General features: G+C 43.8%; 15 protein-coding genes. 2 read left to right on the top strand and 13 right to left on the bottom strand.

Going from position 1 to position 14,430, the window contains the following annotated elements:
* Positions 1-107: 107 nt before the first annotated feature.
* The 10 genes from HMPREF0373_RS03190 to rlmH form a co-directional block, all read right to left on the bottom strand.
* Entirely contained in the window at positions 108-1,379 is a 1,272-nt protein-coding gene (locus HMPREF0373_RS03190) for an aminoacetone oxidase family FAD-binding enzyme (protein WP_021738151.1), read from the bottom strand.
* Between the two features lie 11 nt (positions 1,380-1,390).
* Complete coding sequence (locus tag HMPREF0373_RS03185; protein ID WP_044962691.1) at positions 1,391-2,155, bottom strand: DUF308 domain-containing protein; 765 nt, start codon at positions 2,153-2,155, stop codon at positions 1,391-1,393.
* A 124-nt stretch (positions 2,156-2,279) separates the two neighbouring features.
* Positions 2,280-2,696 (bottom strand): hypothetical protein, encoded by a 417-nt coding sequence (locus HMPREF0373_RS15935; protein ID WP_022036047.1) that lies wholly within the window; start codon positions 2,694-2,696, stop codon positions 2,280-2,282.
* A 113-nt stretch (positions 2,697-2,809) separates the two neighbouring features.
* Positions 2,810-4,468, bottom strand: a complete 1,659-nt coding sequence (locus tag HMPREF0373_RS03175; protein WP_021738148.1) for a putative polysaccharide biosynthesis protein — start codon at positions 4,466-4,468, stop codon at positions 2,810-2,812.
* A gap of 51 nt (positions 4,469-4,519) precedes the next feature.
* Positions 4,520-5,647: a DUF3048 domain-containing protein gene (locus HMPREF0373_RS03170; protein WP_021738147.1), complete on the bottom strand. Its 1,128-nt coding sequence runs from the start codon at positions 5,645-5,647 to the stop codon at positions 4,520-4,522.
* A 19-nt stretch (positions 5,648-5,666) separates the two neighbouring features.
* Complete coding sequence (ybeY, locus tag HMPREF0373_RS03165; RefSeq protein WP_021738146.1) at positions 5,667-6,164, bottom strand: rRNA maturation RNase YbeY; 498 nt, start codon at positions 6,162-6,164, stop codon at positions 5,667-5,669.
* Positions 6,154-7,176: a PhoH family protein gene (locus tag HMPREF0373_RS03160; RefSeq protein WP_021738145.1), complete on the bottom strand. Its 1,023-nt coding sequence runs from the start codon at positions 7,174-7,176 to the stop codon at positions 6,154-6,156. The genes ybeY and HMPREF0373_RS03160 overlap by 11 nt, the downstream gene beginning before the upstream one ends.
* Positions 7,139-8,404, bottom strand: coding sequence for a sporulation protein YqfD (locus HMPREF0373_RS03155; RefSeq protein WP_021738144.1), 1,266 nt, complete (start codon positions 8,402-8,404; stop codon positions 7,139-7,141). The genes HMPREF0373_RS03160 and HMPREF0373_RS03155 overlap by 38 nt, the downstream gene beginning before the upstream one ends.
* A 12-nt stretch (positions 8,405-8,416) precedes the next feature.
* Positions 8,417-8,806: a YabP/YqfC family sporulation protein gene (locus HMPREF0373_RS03150; protein ID WP_022036043.1), complete on the bottom strand. Its 390-nt coding sequence runs from the start codon at positions 8,804-8,806 to the stop codon at positions 8,417-8,419.
* Positions 8,766-9,245 (bottom strand): 23S rRNA (pseudouridine(1915)-N(3))-methyltransferase RlmH, encoded by a 480-nt coding sequence (rlmH, locus tag HMPREF0373_RS03145; RefSeq protein WP_021738142.1) that lies wholly within the window; start codon positions 9,243-9,245, stop codon positions 8,766-8,768. The genes HMPREF0373_RS03150 and rlmH overlap by 41 nt, the downstream gene beginning before the upstream one ends.
* A 210-nt stretch (positions 9,246-9,455) precedes the next feature.
* Between rlmH and HMPREF0373_RS03140 the strand changes: the two genes are divergently transcribed.
* Positions 9,456-10,037 (top strand): xanthine phosphoribosyltransferase, encoded by a 582-nt coding sequence (locus HMPREF0373_RS03140; protein WP_022036041.1) that lies wholly within the window; start codon positions 9,456-9,458, stop codon positions 10,035-10,037.
* 139 nt (positions 10,038-10,176) lie between these two features.
* On the opposite strand, the gene HMPREF0373_RS03135 is transcribed toward HMPREF0373_RS03140, so the two are convergent.
* Positions 10,177-11,496: an MATE family efflux transporter gene (locus tag HMPREF0373_RS03135; protein WP_021738140.1), complete on the bottom strand. Its 1,320-nt coding sequence runs from the start codon at positions 11,494-11,496 to the stop codon at positions 10,177-10,179.
* Positions 11,497-11,628: 132 nt separating this feature from the next.
* Here HMPREF0373_RS03135 and HMPREF0373_RS03130 point away from each other — a divergent pair, with 132 nt between their 5' ends.
* A complete protein-coding gene (locus HMPREF0373_RS03130) occupies positions 11,629-12,522 on the top strand; it encodes a helix-turn-helix domain-containing protein (protein WP_049946799.1) in 894 nt (297 codons plus the stop codon).
* Positions 12,523-12,577: 55 nt separating this feature from the next.
* Here HMPREF0373_RS03130 and HMPREF0373_RS17580 read toward each other — a convergent pair whose 3' ends face one another.
* The gene (locus tag HMPREF0373_RS17580; RefSeq protein ID WP_021738138.1) at positions 12,578-14,173 is read right to left on the bottom strand and encodes an HAD-IA family hydrolase; all 1,596 of its coding nucleotides are present in this window, start codon (positions 14,171-14,173) and stop codon (positions 12,578-12,580) included.
* Between the two features lie 12 nt (positions 14,174-14,185).
* On the bottom strand, positions 14,186-14,395 hold the full coding sequence (locus tag HMPREF0373_RS03120) for a heavy-metal-associated domain-containing protein (protein WP_021738137.1): 210 nt from the start codon (positions 14,393-14,395) through the stop codon (positions 14,186-14,188).
* Positions 14,396-14,430 lie beyond the last annotated feature (35 nt).

The following is a 14,430-nucleotide window of genomic DNA, read 5'->3' as shown; positions in this document are numbered from 1 at the left end:
ATTTATGGTTGACTTTTCATAGCTGGTCTCCACATTCTATTTATTATTTCACAATAGCTTTTTTCGTTGCTTTACACTTTTATCGAAAACAATCACATAGCATTTTTTTATTTAGCATCTGTTCTTTTTCTTCTGACAGATTTTTCAGCTGCTGCCGTTCCGGCCACAGCACCGCCGGACCATGCCCACTGAAGGTTATATCCTCCGCACATACCGTCCACATCTACGATCTCGCCTGCAAAATATAACCCCTCGACACGCTCTGATTCCATCTGCTTTGTCAATTCCGTCACAGGAATCCCGCCACAGGTGACCTGTGCAAACTGAAAGCCCCGTACACCGGTGATCGGAAATTTGACCTGCTTCAGCAGACCTGCAAACTCCCTCAGTAATTGTCTGTTTTTTGCTTTCGGTATCGAAGCAATTTTACGCTCCCCAAGATGCTTCTGCGCACAAAGCATACCGGCTATTTTTTCATTTACAATCCCAGAAAGCAGCATTTTCCAGCTTTCTTCCGCTGAAGCGACATCCAACTGCTGCTTCAGGAAATCGCGCAATTGTTCTTCTGTATATTCCGGTACGAAGTCGAGTGTTGCCGTCACACACTGCTTCCGGTCTAATGCAACAGCAGCATATCTGCTCACCTGAAAAGCCGGAATCCCGGAAATCCCATAATCAGCCATCTGTACTTCACCGGTATCTTCTGCCACACAACTTCCATCCACATACAGTTTCACGGTGGCATCCGCCCGCACTCCGGTGGTTTCCTTTAACCAATTCGCTTCTGCCATCAGTGCAGTCAGTGCCGGCAACGGTTTTTTTACAGTATGACCGAAGGATTTTGCATAGATATAACCACTTCCGTCACTTCCCGATTTCGGCGATGCCATACCTCCGGTAGCCAGAATACAGCAGGTCGAAAAAAAGCTCCCACTTTTTGTATCAAAGGAAAACCTATTGTTTTCCCGGATGATTTTGCGGATTCCAATCCCATTATGTATCTCAATTCCAAGCTTTTCTGCTTTCCGCAACAATGCATTTCGAATGGCACTTGCCTGGCCGCTTCTCGGATAACAATATCCCTGTCTGTCTCTGGTCATCACACCCAGCTCGCGGAAAAATGCAATCGTATCCTCTGCAGAAAACTGTTCTAATATATGCAATACAAAGGCAGGGGTATCGCATCGATAATAGCTCTCCCCCTGCATCAGATTCGTAAAATTGCATTTTCCATTTCCTGTTGCCAGGATCTTTTTTCCGGATACTTCATGATGATCCAGGATTACCGTATGTGCGCCTCCGGATGCAGCATGAATCGCAGCCATCAGACCGGCTGCGCCTCCGCCAACTACAATTACATCATATGTTTTCTGTTTCACAAAAACTCCTTTTACTTATCCTCTTCAAAAAAATTCAAAATTTCTTTCGTCATCTCATCCATATCGCCTTCCGGCAGTTCATCCCCGGCATTCTCATCTGTCGATGCCGTTGGTTTCACTGTATACACCGGCTTTTCGGATTCAGAATCGTCCTTATTTTCTTTTTTCTCATCCGGTGCAGCAAACTTCTGACTCTGCTCCGCAGGACGAATCCGTCTGCTCGCACGGATTGCAAACACAAGATAAATCGGACTGATCAGATCAATAACACCATCTGCAATCAGCAGATAATAGATCGCATTTTTGTACTGGGACACTCTTCCCCCCGGATTTAAAATTACCAGGATTGCTACAGCCAGAAATGCCAGTGCAATCAGCAAAAAGATAAACCATCCTGCATTGTGGATACTTTTGAGATCCACTGCGTTCTGCAGCTTGATCACAGCTGTAAGCAAAATGCAAATGCCGAGAAAAAGGGAGAAGTATGCTGCAATCTCACTGGTTCGCACCAACAGCATTGCACCAATCAGTACGCAGAGCACACCGGCTGAAAATCCATATTTACCAATATCACGATAACTTCCTGTCAGGAAATATTTTACAATCATAATAATCCCGAACACGACAAAAATGGCTCCTGCAATATAGATAATATAAATTTCCTTAAACTGTGGAACAAACTCTATCGCCAATCCAAATAAAATATAGATAATGGCAATGCCGATAATCATGCCTGTCCCAAGTCCGATCCCCTTTTGTTTTTTCTCTGTTTTCATCCTGCCCTCCAGAATCTGCAACCAATCTGCAAGCAGAAATTCTGCGCCTGTTTGATCCGTTGCGAAATCATTTCGTGGTTCAGTATAGCACAAGCCGCAGATTTTGAAAAGCCGTCAGTTTTCGCTAACTCGAATAATTTTCCAGAAAGCTGTATAGATTTTCCAGAGATGTAAAGGGAATTCCTTCCAGTGCATCCCTTCTGAGATATTCCGGAAGATTGGATACTTTCAGACTGGTTTCAAAATACAACCGGTCTGTATCACTAAAATAAACGGACAGATATTCTCCCGAGACTTTGACATAATATTTTTCTTCTGACAAATGATTCATACTTTCTACAGAATCGGTACCGGAAATGTTCTTTTTTTCTTCTGTGGAACTCTTCTTACTGTCCGTGTCCGGGCAGGATGCGGTCTGCACAGGTGCAGTATCTGCTTTCAACTGACTTTCACCAAAATAAAAGCCGCTCCAGAATGCAGCCACCATGCAAATCGTACAAATCAAAAAAGAAATGCGAATGATACGTGTCTGTTTCATCATAAAAAACTCCTTTTTTCGTAGTATTCACATTTCTTTTTCATTTATTCAGTTTTTCTTTTTATCAGAACTTCATTTCTGTTACTTCTTCCTTCCAGTTTCTAATTTGTCCAGAATCATAACAAACGGAATTTCTTTGCAATGCGGATCAATAATTCGCCTTTCGGGAAACTGTGCAGTTCTTCTTCCGTCAATCCTTTGATCAGCAGCAAGGCAGCTGCATAGACAATCATACCAACCAGAACAGCAATCACGGTACTGACGGCATTGCTGTGGGATACTTTATGGCAGACAAAATATGCAGCATAAACTACACCCCCCATAATCACAGATGCAATGGCCGGTTTTATAAATGTCTTGGTAACATCTGGTTTAAAGCCCGAGTATTTCCGTACAGACATACCGTTTAAAATACACATGATCAGTGAAAATGCAATGGTTCCGACACAAATGCCATAAATATTCAGTTTCAGGCCGAACATGCCGACTGCAATGACACCCGCATGAAGCACCAGTGCCACGGAAGCATTTCGGACCGGAATCCGCATCCGGTCAATTCCCTGTAATACCGCATTGGACAAGGTAGAAATGGAATAAAAAATAACACTGATTCCACCTGCCTGCAGCAGATGTCCTGCCAACGGGCTTGAACCCGGAAACAAAAGCTGGATGATCGGATCTGCCAGTACCATGATACCTGCAGTACACGGCATGGCGACCACCATGATAAAGCGCATGGACATGCCGATTTTAGAGCGAACCTGTTTCTCATCTTTCTGTGCAAAAGCTGCTGCCAGTGCCGGAACACAGGACGCTGCCAGTGCCGTGGAAATGGAAATCGGCACATTAGTCAGAACTCTGTATTTACCGGAAAAAATGCCCCACCACTCGGAAACATCCGCAGCTGAGTATCCCTGTATAGTTGCAATGTTTTTAAACAACCACTGATCCACGATTGAAACCATATTATAAATCGTAGTACTCATCAATACCGGAACAATGGTGCCGATCAGAATGCCAAAAATCACACGGTATGATTCCGGTTGTTTTTTGCCGATCTTATTTTCCCGTCTCATTGCCTTACGGAATTTTGGAAGGAACATCGAAAACACAAAGATGATGAAGGCCAGTCCACACAGTGCACCTGCGCTCGTTCCAAGGGTTCCACCTGCTGCACCATAAGCTGCGTCATAATGTTCTTTGCTTCCAAGCACTGTCGCGATCCGTCTTCCGTAGGCGAACAACACATAAGCTGCCCCTACACTGACTACCGCATTGACAATCTGCTCAATGATCTGTGACACCGCACTTGGGATCATAGTCCCCATGCCCTGGAAAAATCCACGAAATACACCAAGCACTGCTACGATGATCAACGTCGGAGCCAGTACCTGCAACGCGTAAACACCAAGCGGCGTTTTGAAAAGGCGGGTCAGCTCCTCCGCACCAAAAAATACGATCATACAGGCCGCTGTACCGGTAAACAGTGCAAATATCATAGCACCTTTGAATACACGGTACGCATTCTGTTTCTCGCCATTTGAAATTCGTGCTGAAACCATCTTGGATACAGCCATTGGCAGACTGTAAGAGGAAATCAGTAACAACAGGCTGTATATTTCATACGCACAGCTGTAATAATCATTTCCATGATCTCCGATGATCGCTGTCAATGGAATTCGGTAAACAAGACCGATGACCCTGCTGACAAGCGATGCAATTGCAAGAATGGATCCCTGCACCAAAAAACTTGTATCATTTTTCTTCTTACTCATAAAATAACCTCTTTTCCTGCTTTCAGGAAAAAGCAGTATCGTTTGAGCAGCTTATCTGTTTGCATACTCTTCCTCGCTTGAATAAAAAGCGATCTTATCTGCATAGGTATCTTCGGTCACACATACCCATGTTTTTCCCTGATTTAACTGAATCTCAGATCCGTCCTCTTTGTAATATCTGGTCGGAGACTGCAGAGAATCTTTCTTCCATGTTACCGGAATGGCTGTCCCATTGGTAATATAATAACCGGAACCGCCCTTCATCGTTTCCATGTTCAGATATTCATCCTCACTGCTCATCCGGTTCCACTCACAGATCTGGATAATAATATTTTTGACTTCCACCTGTTTGCCGTTATTGCCGTCTATCTGGGCTGCACCATTCTGAAAACGTTTGTATAAACCTGTCTCACTGTCAAACACAAACCACGGTTTGTTTACCAGATAACCAGGTTCTACTACTGCCGCCGGTGATCCCCCCTGCAGGAATAACTGCTGATTGTCGTCTTCTACAAATTTATAATGTCCGGAATAATCTGCAGCATGCTGCGTTTCATATCCCTTGTAAGCAATACCTGCCACAATTCCTTCACCGGTCGTATAAGCATTGTGCGGTGCTTTTCGATTAGAATCGCGCTTGTACATCACTTTTTCCACTCCGCCATCCAGACCGCTCAGATTATTCACATAATCCTGGGAAAGAATCTCAACAGCATATTTTGCCTGACCATAATGTGCATAAATGGCATCAAATTCCAGTGCCCAGTGTACATAATAATGACGACAGCTACGAATGGACATCACTTTTTCCAGGTTCGCATAATCCTGGAAAATAGCCATCAGACGTGTCTCCTGTCCTTCTACTGCTGCCTCATAGATCACATCAGCATCCGTAATTCCATACTGGGGTGTTGCAATCTTTGTATTTCCCAGCATAACGGCAAGCGGACGCTGGTTCGCAATGGTCTCATCAATCCATTCACCGGTCAGATAACTCCGTGCCATTCCTTCCGGAACTGCCGGTATCTCCGGCTCACTTACCGGCACTTCCTCCGGTGCAGATATGGATGTTTCCTGTGCCGTATCTGACACAGCCGGTGTCTCTTCTTTTTTTCCGCATCCAGTCAGCAGTGACAGTGACATAACCCCAAGTAAAATCATTGCAATTGCTTTTTTCATAATTCTTCTCTCTTTCTTGTTATCTTGTAATCTGTAAAGTATTCAGAATTTCCCGCTGATGAGCTTCCATCAGAGCCGCATCCTCCGGCACCATATGGTCATACCCCATCAGATGCAGCATACTATGTGTGATCAGGAATGCGTATTCCCGCTTTACACTGTGTCCATACTCTTTGGCTTGTGCATACACCCGTGATACGCATATTACAATATCCCCAAGTAATACTTCCTGTGTATCCGGATTCACACAGTCATCCAGCTGATCCTCCACACCGTCAAAATCTGCCGGGAACTCGTAAGCGATCATTGGAAAAGATAATACATCCGTAGGTGCATCAATCTGTCTCGTCTCCAGATTGATCTCATGGATTCGCTTCTCGTCCACCAGCGTGAGGTTAACTTCTGCCTCATAAGGAAAGCCTTCACTATCCAGTGACTGCTCAATCACAGTCTGCGCCAGTTTTTTATAATGAAAGGAAAAACCCGGCGCTGTTTCACAGATGATATTAATGGTCATTGCGTTTTCCTCTGCTTTCTTTCTTACCGGAACGTGCAGCACGCTCCTTTTTTAACTGTGCATTTTCATATTCATCATATGCTTTGACAATCTTCTGTACCAGTGGATGACGGACAACGTCCTGACTGGTCAGTTTGCAAAATGCAATATCATCTACTTTCTGCAAGACACGCATAGCAACATCAAGACCGGATTTTGTACCCGGTGCCAGATCTTTCTGTGATGCATCACCGGTAACTACCACTTTAGACCCGAAACCAATACGTGTCAGGAACATCTTCATCTGTGCCGGTGTTGTATTCTGCGCCTCATCCAGAATGATAAAGGCATTATCCAGTGTGCGTCCACGCATGTAAGCAAGCGGTGCCACTTCAATAAGTCCTTTTTCCTGATTTTTCAAAAAACTCTCTGCTCCCATAATCTGGTACAGAGCATCGTACAGAGGACGCAGATATGGATCGATCTTACTCTGGAGATCACCCGGAAGAAATCCGAGTTTTTCACCTGCCTCAATGGCAGGTCTCGTCAAGATAATCCTGCTGACTTCCTCATTTTTGAATGCAGTAATTGCCATTGCCATCGCCAGATATGTTTTTCCGGTACCCGCCGGTCCGATTCCAAATACGATCATTTTATCGCGAATCTGATCTACATAGTCTTTCTGACCCAGCGTTTTTGGTTTTACCGGTTTTCCCTGAACTGTATGACAGATAATCTCACTGTCTGCCTCTAACAGTGGATGATTTTTCGTACATCCGCACATTTCCAATGCATAAGTAACGGTCTGCTCTGTGATATCATTGCCCTTCCGGGACATAGCAAGCAGATCACTCATCACCGACTGTGCCTTCTGCACATTGTTGTCATTTCCCATAATTTTCAGACTTCCGTCACGAACTACCATTGTAACCTGCAGATATTTTTCAATCTGCTTCAGCCAGGCATCAAACTTTCCGAATACATTTGACATATGTTCAATCGGAATGTCCAACATTTGTTGTGTCAATTCCATATGTGCCAGTTCCTTCCTGTTTCTTTATCTTTTCTGTCTCTGTCCGCCGGCTTGCTTTCACCAGCGCTTCCAAAGTTCCTTCCACAGATATTTCTGTGACACTCGCTTTTATAATAACACTTTTTTCCTGTATTTGAATAGCGTTTTTTTCTAAATTCTTACAGTAACCTTCCAGACGCTGTTGTGCAATCCGTCGAATTTCCTCTCTGGTGTAAGGAATTTCCTGCCATTTGCAGTCTTCCTGGGTCCTTACGATCAATTGAAACGGCAAATAAAAATCACGTCCAATCCGTGGATCATAATATTCCCCAGTGCACAAGGTGTTCTTTTTGACTGTATCAAACAGATGCATCTGGTACCTTCCAAGCACCAGCGAAATACCATACCGTTTTTTTCCGGACTTCTGCAATACGTTCTTCCTCTTAGAAAAGACATCTTTATAATCAAGCGTTGTACGGATCCAGACATCTGCATCTGAAGAACAATATTCATAACCACTGATTTCTCCGCTGTCATTTTCCAAAGGAAGGCTCCCGGAAACCACAATCGTCCCGGGTTCCACAAGATCTCCCTGCATAACCAGCGGCGTTCCCTTACGCACTACAATAGACTCCACGGCGCCTCCCACATCCGTCACCAGATCTGTCGCCATATCCCCTGCCTCATCGGCAGACTCTGGGCTGTTTTGTTCCTTCAATCGCTCCTGGATATCCACATACAGCCGTGTACCGGATATCCGGGCAGACACCCAGGTGATATCATCAAATTCCCGGCGTAACAGTGTCTCTGTCTTCTCACAGTCAATACTACGTTTCCAGCTTCCGTAACCGATACCGGATTCTGCCAGAAAATCTCGTAATACCTGTCCAGAATAACTGCTGTTTCCGGATATTTCTACCGCCCAGATAAACTGTGTCATCAAAAACAGAATTGCAAACAGACTGCCTAACCCAACAAAGAAAAAACGATGATGGCGGTATCGATACAGTAAAAACGGAACACCGACACGTTTCAAAATCGTAACTCTGGTTCCGCTTTTTCGCAACATCGGCTTCAACTTCCGAAAAGCCGGCAGACTGACAAAAAAAGTATAACCATCTTCTGCCGGCTCGATCTTCCATAAAACAATATCCGCATTTCCACATAGATTAAAAAAACGTTCCGGAGAATACCCGGTCAGTCGGACAAACAGATACCCGCGAAAGAATTTCATCACCTTTAATACCATGCAGACATCTCCTTACATGCCATATTCCAGTTTATCGACCTGTCCGGTGATCTTCATATCATCATTGGTATAATAATCAATCTTCAGATTTCTGCCGGTGATCTCTAACTGCCCGTTCTTCAGCAGCAACCGGATCTTATCCTGCCGGTATTCCAAAATCCCTTTATAATTTTCAATGGCCAGATCCCTTCGTCCGGTCACGGTAACTATGGATGCCCCAAGCATCAGATCTCCGGGCAGTTCCAGGCTCTTTGTCAGCTGTCTGGTCAGTTGTTCTCTTTTTTCTTTTCTCATGCTAACAGTATATGAAAAAAATGTAGCTGTATCACTCTTTCTTCTGTTTTCTCCTGCGCTTTTTTTCTTATTTGTGATACGGCTCACCGCTGCTGATCCGGTACGCACGGTACACCTGCTCCAGCAAAATCACCCTCATCAACTGATGGGGAAATGTCATATCCGAAAAACTGAGTAACATGTCCGCGCGGGACAGCACGGCATCCGAAAGCCCCAGAGAGCCTCCGATCACAAAGCCAATATCACTGACCCCATGCAGACCCAGTGTCCCGATTTTTTGCGAAAATGCAACCGAATCCAGTTTTTTCCCCTGAATAGCCAATGCTATGATAAAACTTCCGTCTTTCATCTGTTTAAGCAGACGTTCTCCTTCCTTTTCTTTAATCTGTCTGTTTTCAGTTTCACTGGCATGATCCGGCGTTTTTTCATCTGCTACTTCCACAATTTTCAACTTACAGTACCGCCCCAGGCGCTTTTCATACTCTTCCATGGCCTGCCGGTAAAATTTTTCTTTTATTTTTCCTACGGCATAAATTGTAATATTCATGCCAACTATTATTTCACAGGAACATTTCTATGTAAAGGGAAAACAGAAAAATTTCTTCCTGTTATATTTGCGAAATATCTTTTCAAAAAGGCTTTTTAAAAAGATATAAAAAAGTAAGTGTTAGACTTTTTTATATGAAAAAAATGTGCTATAATGGCTTTAAATTATTTCGCCCGGGTTTTTCCGGAAAAAACATATTGGAGGAATATCATGCAGTTACTCGAAGAAAAGATTAAGACAGACGGCATAGCCGTTAATGAAGATATTTTAAAGGTGGACAGTTTCATCAATCACAAGGTTGACCCGTTTCTGATGAAAGAGATTGGAAAAGATTTTGCAGCACATTTTGCAGATCATGGGATTACAAAAATCGTCACCATTGAAAGCTCAGGTATTGCTCCTGCCCTTACCACTGCGATTGAGATGGGGATTCCGATGGTTATTCTCAAAAAACAGCCATCCAAAGTCTTAAACAAAAATCTTTACCAGACAATGGTTACTTCATTCACAAAAGGAACAAGCTACGAGCTGACACTTTCCGCAGAACAGATCGATGAGACAGATCATGTTTTGATCATTGATGATTTTCTGGCAAATGGCGAAGCAGCCACTGGTGCGATCCGCCTTTTAAGAAAAGCACATGCAACCGTAGCCGGACTTGGTATCCTGATTGAGAAATCATTCCAGCCGGGCCGTGATAAATTAAAAGAGCAGGGAATCCATGTATATTCTCTGGCAAGAATTTCAAAACTTGCTGAAAACTACATTGAGTTCATTCCGGAAGAAGTATAATTTCTATTCTCCAGGTCTGAATCGCTATCTTAACAAGCAAAAGCCTTACGGCAGACGATTCTGTCCATGCCATAAGGCTTTTCTTATTGTATCGCTTCTATACTGCAGTTTTCTGCTTCTTTCCTTTTTAAATGTACCATTATTTCTTTATACAATGTCGGAACGCCGGCAGCAGAAAAGCATCTGCAAAGATCCATGCCAGTACGTTTGACAGGCAAATTCCGATATATCCAAACATCGGCGCCAGCACAATACCTGCAATGGTTCTGGCCGCCATCTCCAGGACACCTGCTGTCATGGCAAAACTGGAAAATCCCATACCCTGAATAGAAAAACGCACGGTATTAACAAGTGTCAGTAAACAAAAACCTAACGTACTTACCAATAAGAATAAAAATGAATATTCTACTACTTTCGCATTTGGTTCACTTAAAAACAGAAGAGTCATCGGCTTTCCAAAGAACAGCACGATTGGAATACAGATCACAGACCATATAAATCCACAGACAGATGCCTTTTTCAACCCATCACTCACACGCTCTTTCTTACCTGCACCAATATTCTGTCCCACATACGGTGCCATAGTCTGTCCGAGAGATTCAATCGGGCAGGTGATCAGATTACTAATCTTCTGCGCTGCAGTCACGCCTGCAACTGCTGTGGACCCCAGTGCATTTACAGCTGCTGTAATAACCAGAGAACCAATGGCTGTAATAGAATATTGTAATCCCATTGGAACGCCGATACTGCAAAGTTGTTTCATATAATTTCCACGGATTCTCCATTCATCACGCGATCCATGTAAAATCGCAAACTTGTTTTTCATGTAAAACAGGCAGATCAAACCGGAAACGCCCTGTGAGATCACTGTCGCAATCGCAGCACCTGCTACCCCGAGCGGAATTGGGATCATCAAAACAAAATCCAATATAATATTTATCACGGAAGACAAGATCAGAAAAAACAGCGGTGTTTTGGAATCTCCCAGTGCCCGTGCAACCCCCGCCAGGAAATTGTACAGGAACGTACACGGAATTCCAAGGAAAATAATCAGTATGTAAATATAAGCATACTCAAAAATATCCTCCGGTGTTTTCAGTAATACCAGCATATTTCGTGTAAAAATGGCTACAAAAAAAGTAATCACAATACTGAAAAAAATACACAGCCAGGTACTATTTGCCACATAACGCCTCAGTTCCACTTCCTTATTTGCACCAAACGCCTGTGCGATCGGAATGGAAAATCCATTACAGATGCCGATGCAAAACCAGATGATCATAAAATTTAACGAACCGGTCGCTCCGACTCCGGCCAGAGGCTGCACACCCAGCACTTTTCCTACAATCATCGTATCAACCATACTATACAGCTGCTGAAACAGCATTCCCATACACAGCGGAACTGCAAAATTTATAATATGCCGCAGGGTAGAACCTGAAGTCATGTCTTTTGTCATCTTATACTCCTCCCTCAAATCAACATTTTCAAAAGCAAGCTATATACTATATCAAAACAAACCTTGCATCCATAACAGAACGGACATATAATATAACAAACACGACATTTTAATATTTTTATGGAGTTAATTATGGAAAATACTATAACAATCTCTGTTCAAGACAATTTTTTGGAAAATCGTGCCCACGGTGACACAGCATTTCCGTGCGCTGCTTACTTCACCGATGCCAAAACCCACGATATCCGCTGGCACTGGCACGAAGAATATGAAGTTTCCATTGTACGAAGCGGCTCTTGTCCGCTGTCTGTTGGAACGGATCATCTGGTACTTCATGCAGGAGATGGTATATTTATCAACACCGGAACACTGCATTCCCAGGAAACCACCAAGTCCACCAGTGATTTTTATAAAGAAGATCTCGTTTTTCACGGACGTCTGATCTATGGTTCTAAGTACACAGTATTCTGGCAGAAATACATGGCTCCTATCGCTACTTCCGGACATTCTCTGCCTTACATTCACCTGCGTACATCCATCCCATGGGAAAAAGAAATTTTGGAACTGATTGCAGATGCCACCACCATTGCCCGTGAAAAACCCTTTGGTTATGAATATGAAATCCGTGAAAAACTGTCCCGCCTGTTCCTGGTTCTCGCCAAAAACCGTACGGAACTGGAATCTGACAATCGGCAGGATAGCTCCCAGGAGATGCAGCACCTAAAAAAAATGATCCGTTATATCCAGAACAACTATATGGAATCCATTTCCTTAAAACAACTATCTGAGACTGCCAATATCTGTGAACGGGAAGTACAGCGTTCCTTCCACAACATCATCCAACAGTCTCCCATTCAATACCTGATCCATTACCGGATTGAAAAAGCCTGTCATATGCTGGATTCCGGGGAACAAAGTATCATTGATATTAGCAACAGCTGCGGTTTTTCCAGCCCCAGTTATTTCACAAAAACGTTTAAATCCATTGTCGGATGTACCCCCAGGGAGTATCGTAACACTCGTTGAAACAAAACAGGAAGGGACGATTTCTCCCTTCCTGCTCTCATTTCACAATTTCATTCTATTCCGGATGACATCTGCCACATGGTTCATACCCCTGCTGCTGCAGTTCAGCCGCAGTTCCAATATAATCCTTCCGGTTATTTATCTTCATGTCAGACACACTGGAACAGTCCGGTGTATGATACTTCATAGTATTCGTATTCAGTACATAGGTTTTCTCCTGTGACTGCCGGCTGTCTGTATCAGAAGATAACGCGGTCTGCATATCTGCGGATTTCTGACTGTCTCCAGTTGCATAATCAATGGTAATTCCCGGCTGTATATTATAGACATACACATTATAGCAGATTCCGGCACCATCATCTTCCACAGATTTTGCTTCCATCTGCACACCGGAAGCCACGAGATTATCACCCTCATAAATCGGCGTCACACGATAACGCACATGTGCATTGTTCTGCTTTACATAATCTGCCACCTCATCTTCAAACGGCAGCATACCGGTCACATTCAAATAGCGTGTTCCAGTAATCAGATTTTTCTCATTCGCATTCTCCCCGCTGAGCTGATATCCAATCAAATGGCAGCGGTTATACAGATAATTTCCGTCGATTCCTTCATACTTTACTGTATGCCAGCCACTTGGACGCACCTGGCCAATGGCTCCGCGTGGTTCTGTCGGCATCAGATCAATACCAACGATGGCATTAGCCGCACCACATCTGCCCAGATTGTCCAAATCAGAATACTCTTCGTAAGAAATTGTCTGCATGTCTGCATCTGTAAAATCCGGCACATTGTTATTCAATGTCACATACGGCTGTCCGGAATACGCCGGAACACTGTCCAATGACGCACTGCTGCTTTGCGTTGCATCCGTACCAACAACCACCTGCCCGGATTCCTGTGCCTGCGTTGTCCGCGGCTCCGGTGCTATTGTGCAGGCAGAAGTCAGGACGGCAGCAGCCACAAAAAGCGGAAGCAGGAGCGTCCGCAATGTCTTCGCTACCGTTTTTCGAATAGTTTTTTTCTGCTGATACGCTTCAATTCCTGCATTCTGCTTCAGAAATGCCCGCAAACTCTCATAATCTTCCGTGAACTGCATGGACTGCATTCCCGCTTTCCGGGCCGCTTCCACATTATCTTCCCGATCATCCAGAAACAGACATTCTTCCGGATTCAGGTGGTACTTTTCCAGCAAATAAGCATAAATCCGCACATCCGGTTTGATCAGGTGTACATCTGAGGATACCACCACGCCATCAAAATCTTCCATCCTGTAAAATTTCGGGAAATACTCATAAAAACTCTGTGCGGCATTGGAAAGTACATACGTCTGATAGCCCCATTTTCTGGCATCTTCACACAGTTTTACAGATTTCTCCAACGGCTTCATGCAAATTATCCACTCATACACACATTTTTTCAGTTCTTCATGATATTTTTCCGGAATCCGTCTTGCTACGCTCTCATACATTTCTTCTTCCGAGATCATCCCACGGTCTGCTTCTACCCACTCCGGTCCCTCAAACAATTCTCTTCGGATCAGATTCCGTGCCTTCTCTGTCTTTACAAATTTCTTCAGTGGAACTTCCGGGTCGTAACGCATCAGTACGTTTCCCATATCAAATATCAAATGCTTTATCTTTGCCATAATTTCCCTGCCTTAACGGATACCGGTTACCTCATATCCTTCTTCTTCTACCGTTTTTTTCAGTACAGTATCATCTACTGATGCGGATAACTGTACCACCGCAATTCCTTTTTCATGGCTTGCCTCTGCGGATGTCACACCATCAAGTGCCTCTAATGCTTTCTTTACATGTGCCTCACAATGTCCACACATCATACCTTTAATTTCGATTATTTTTTCCATGCTATTCTTGTATGATAATTAGGAAGTTAATTATC

The organism is Eubacterium ramulus ATCC 29099 (assembly GCF_000469345.1).
Lineage (GTDB): Bacteria > Bacillota > Clostridia > Lachnospirales > Lachnospiraceae > Eubacterium_I > Eubacterium_I ramulus.
This window is presented reverse-complemented; position numbering and strand designations above follow the sequence as displayed.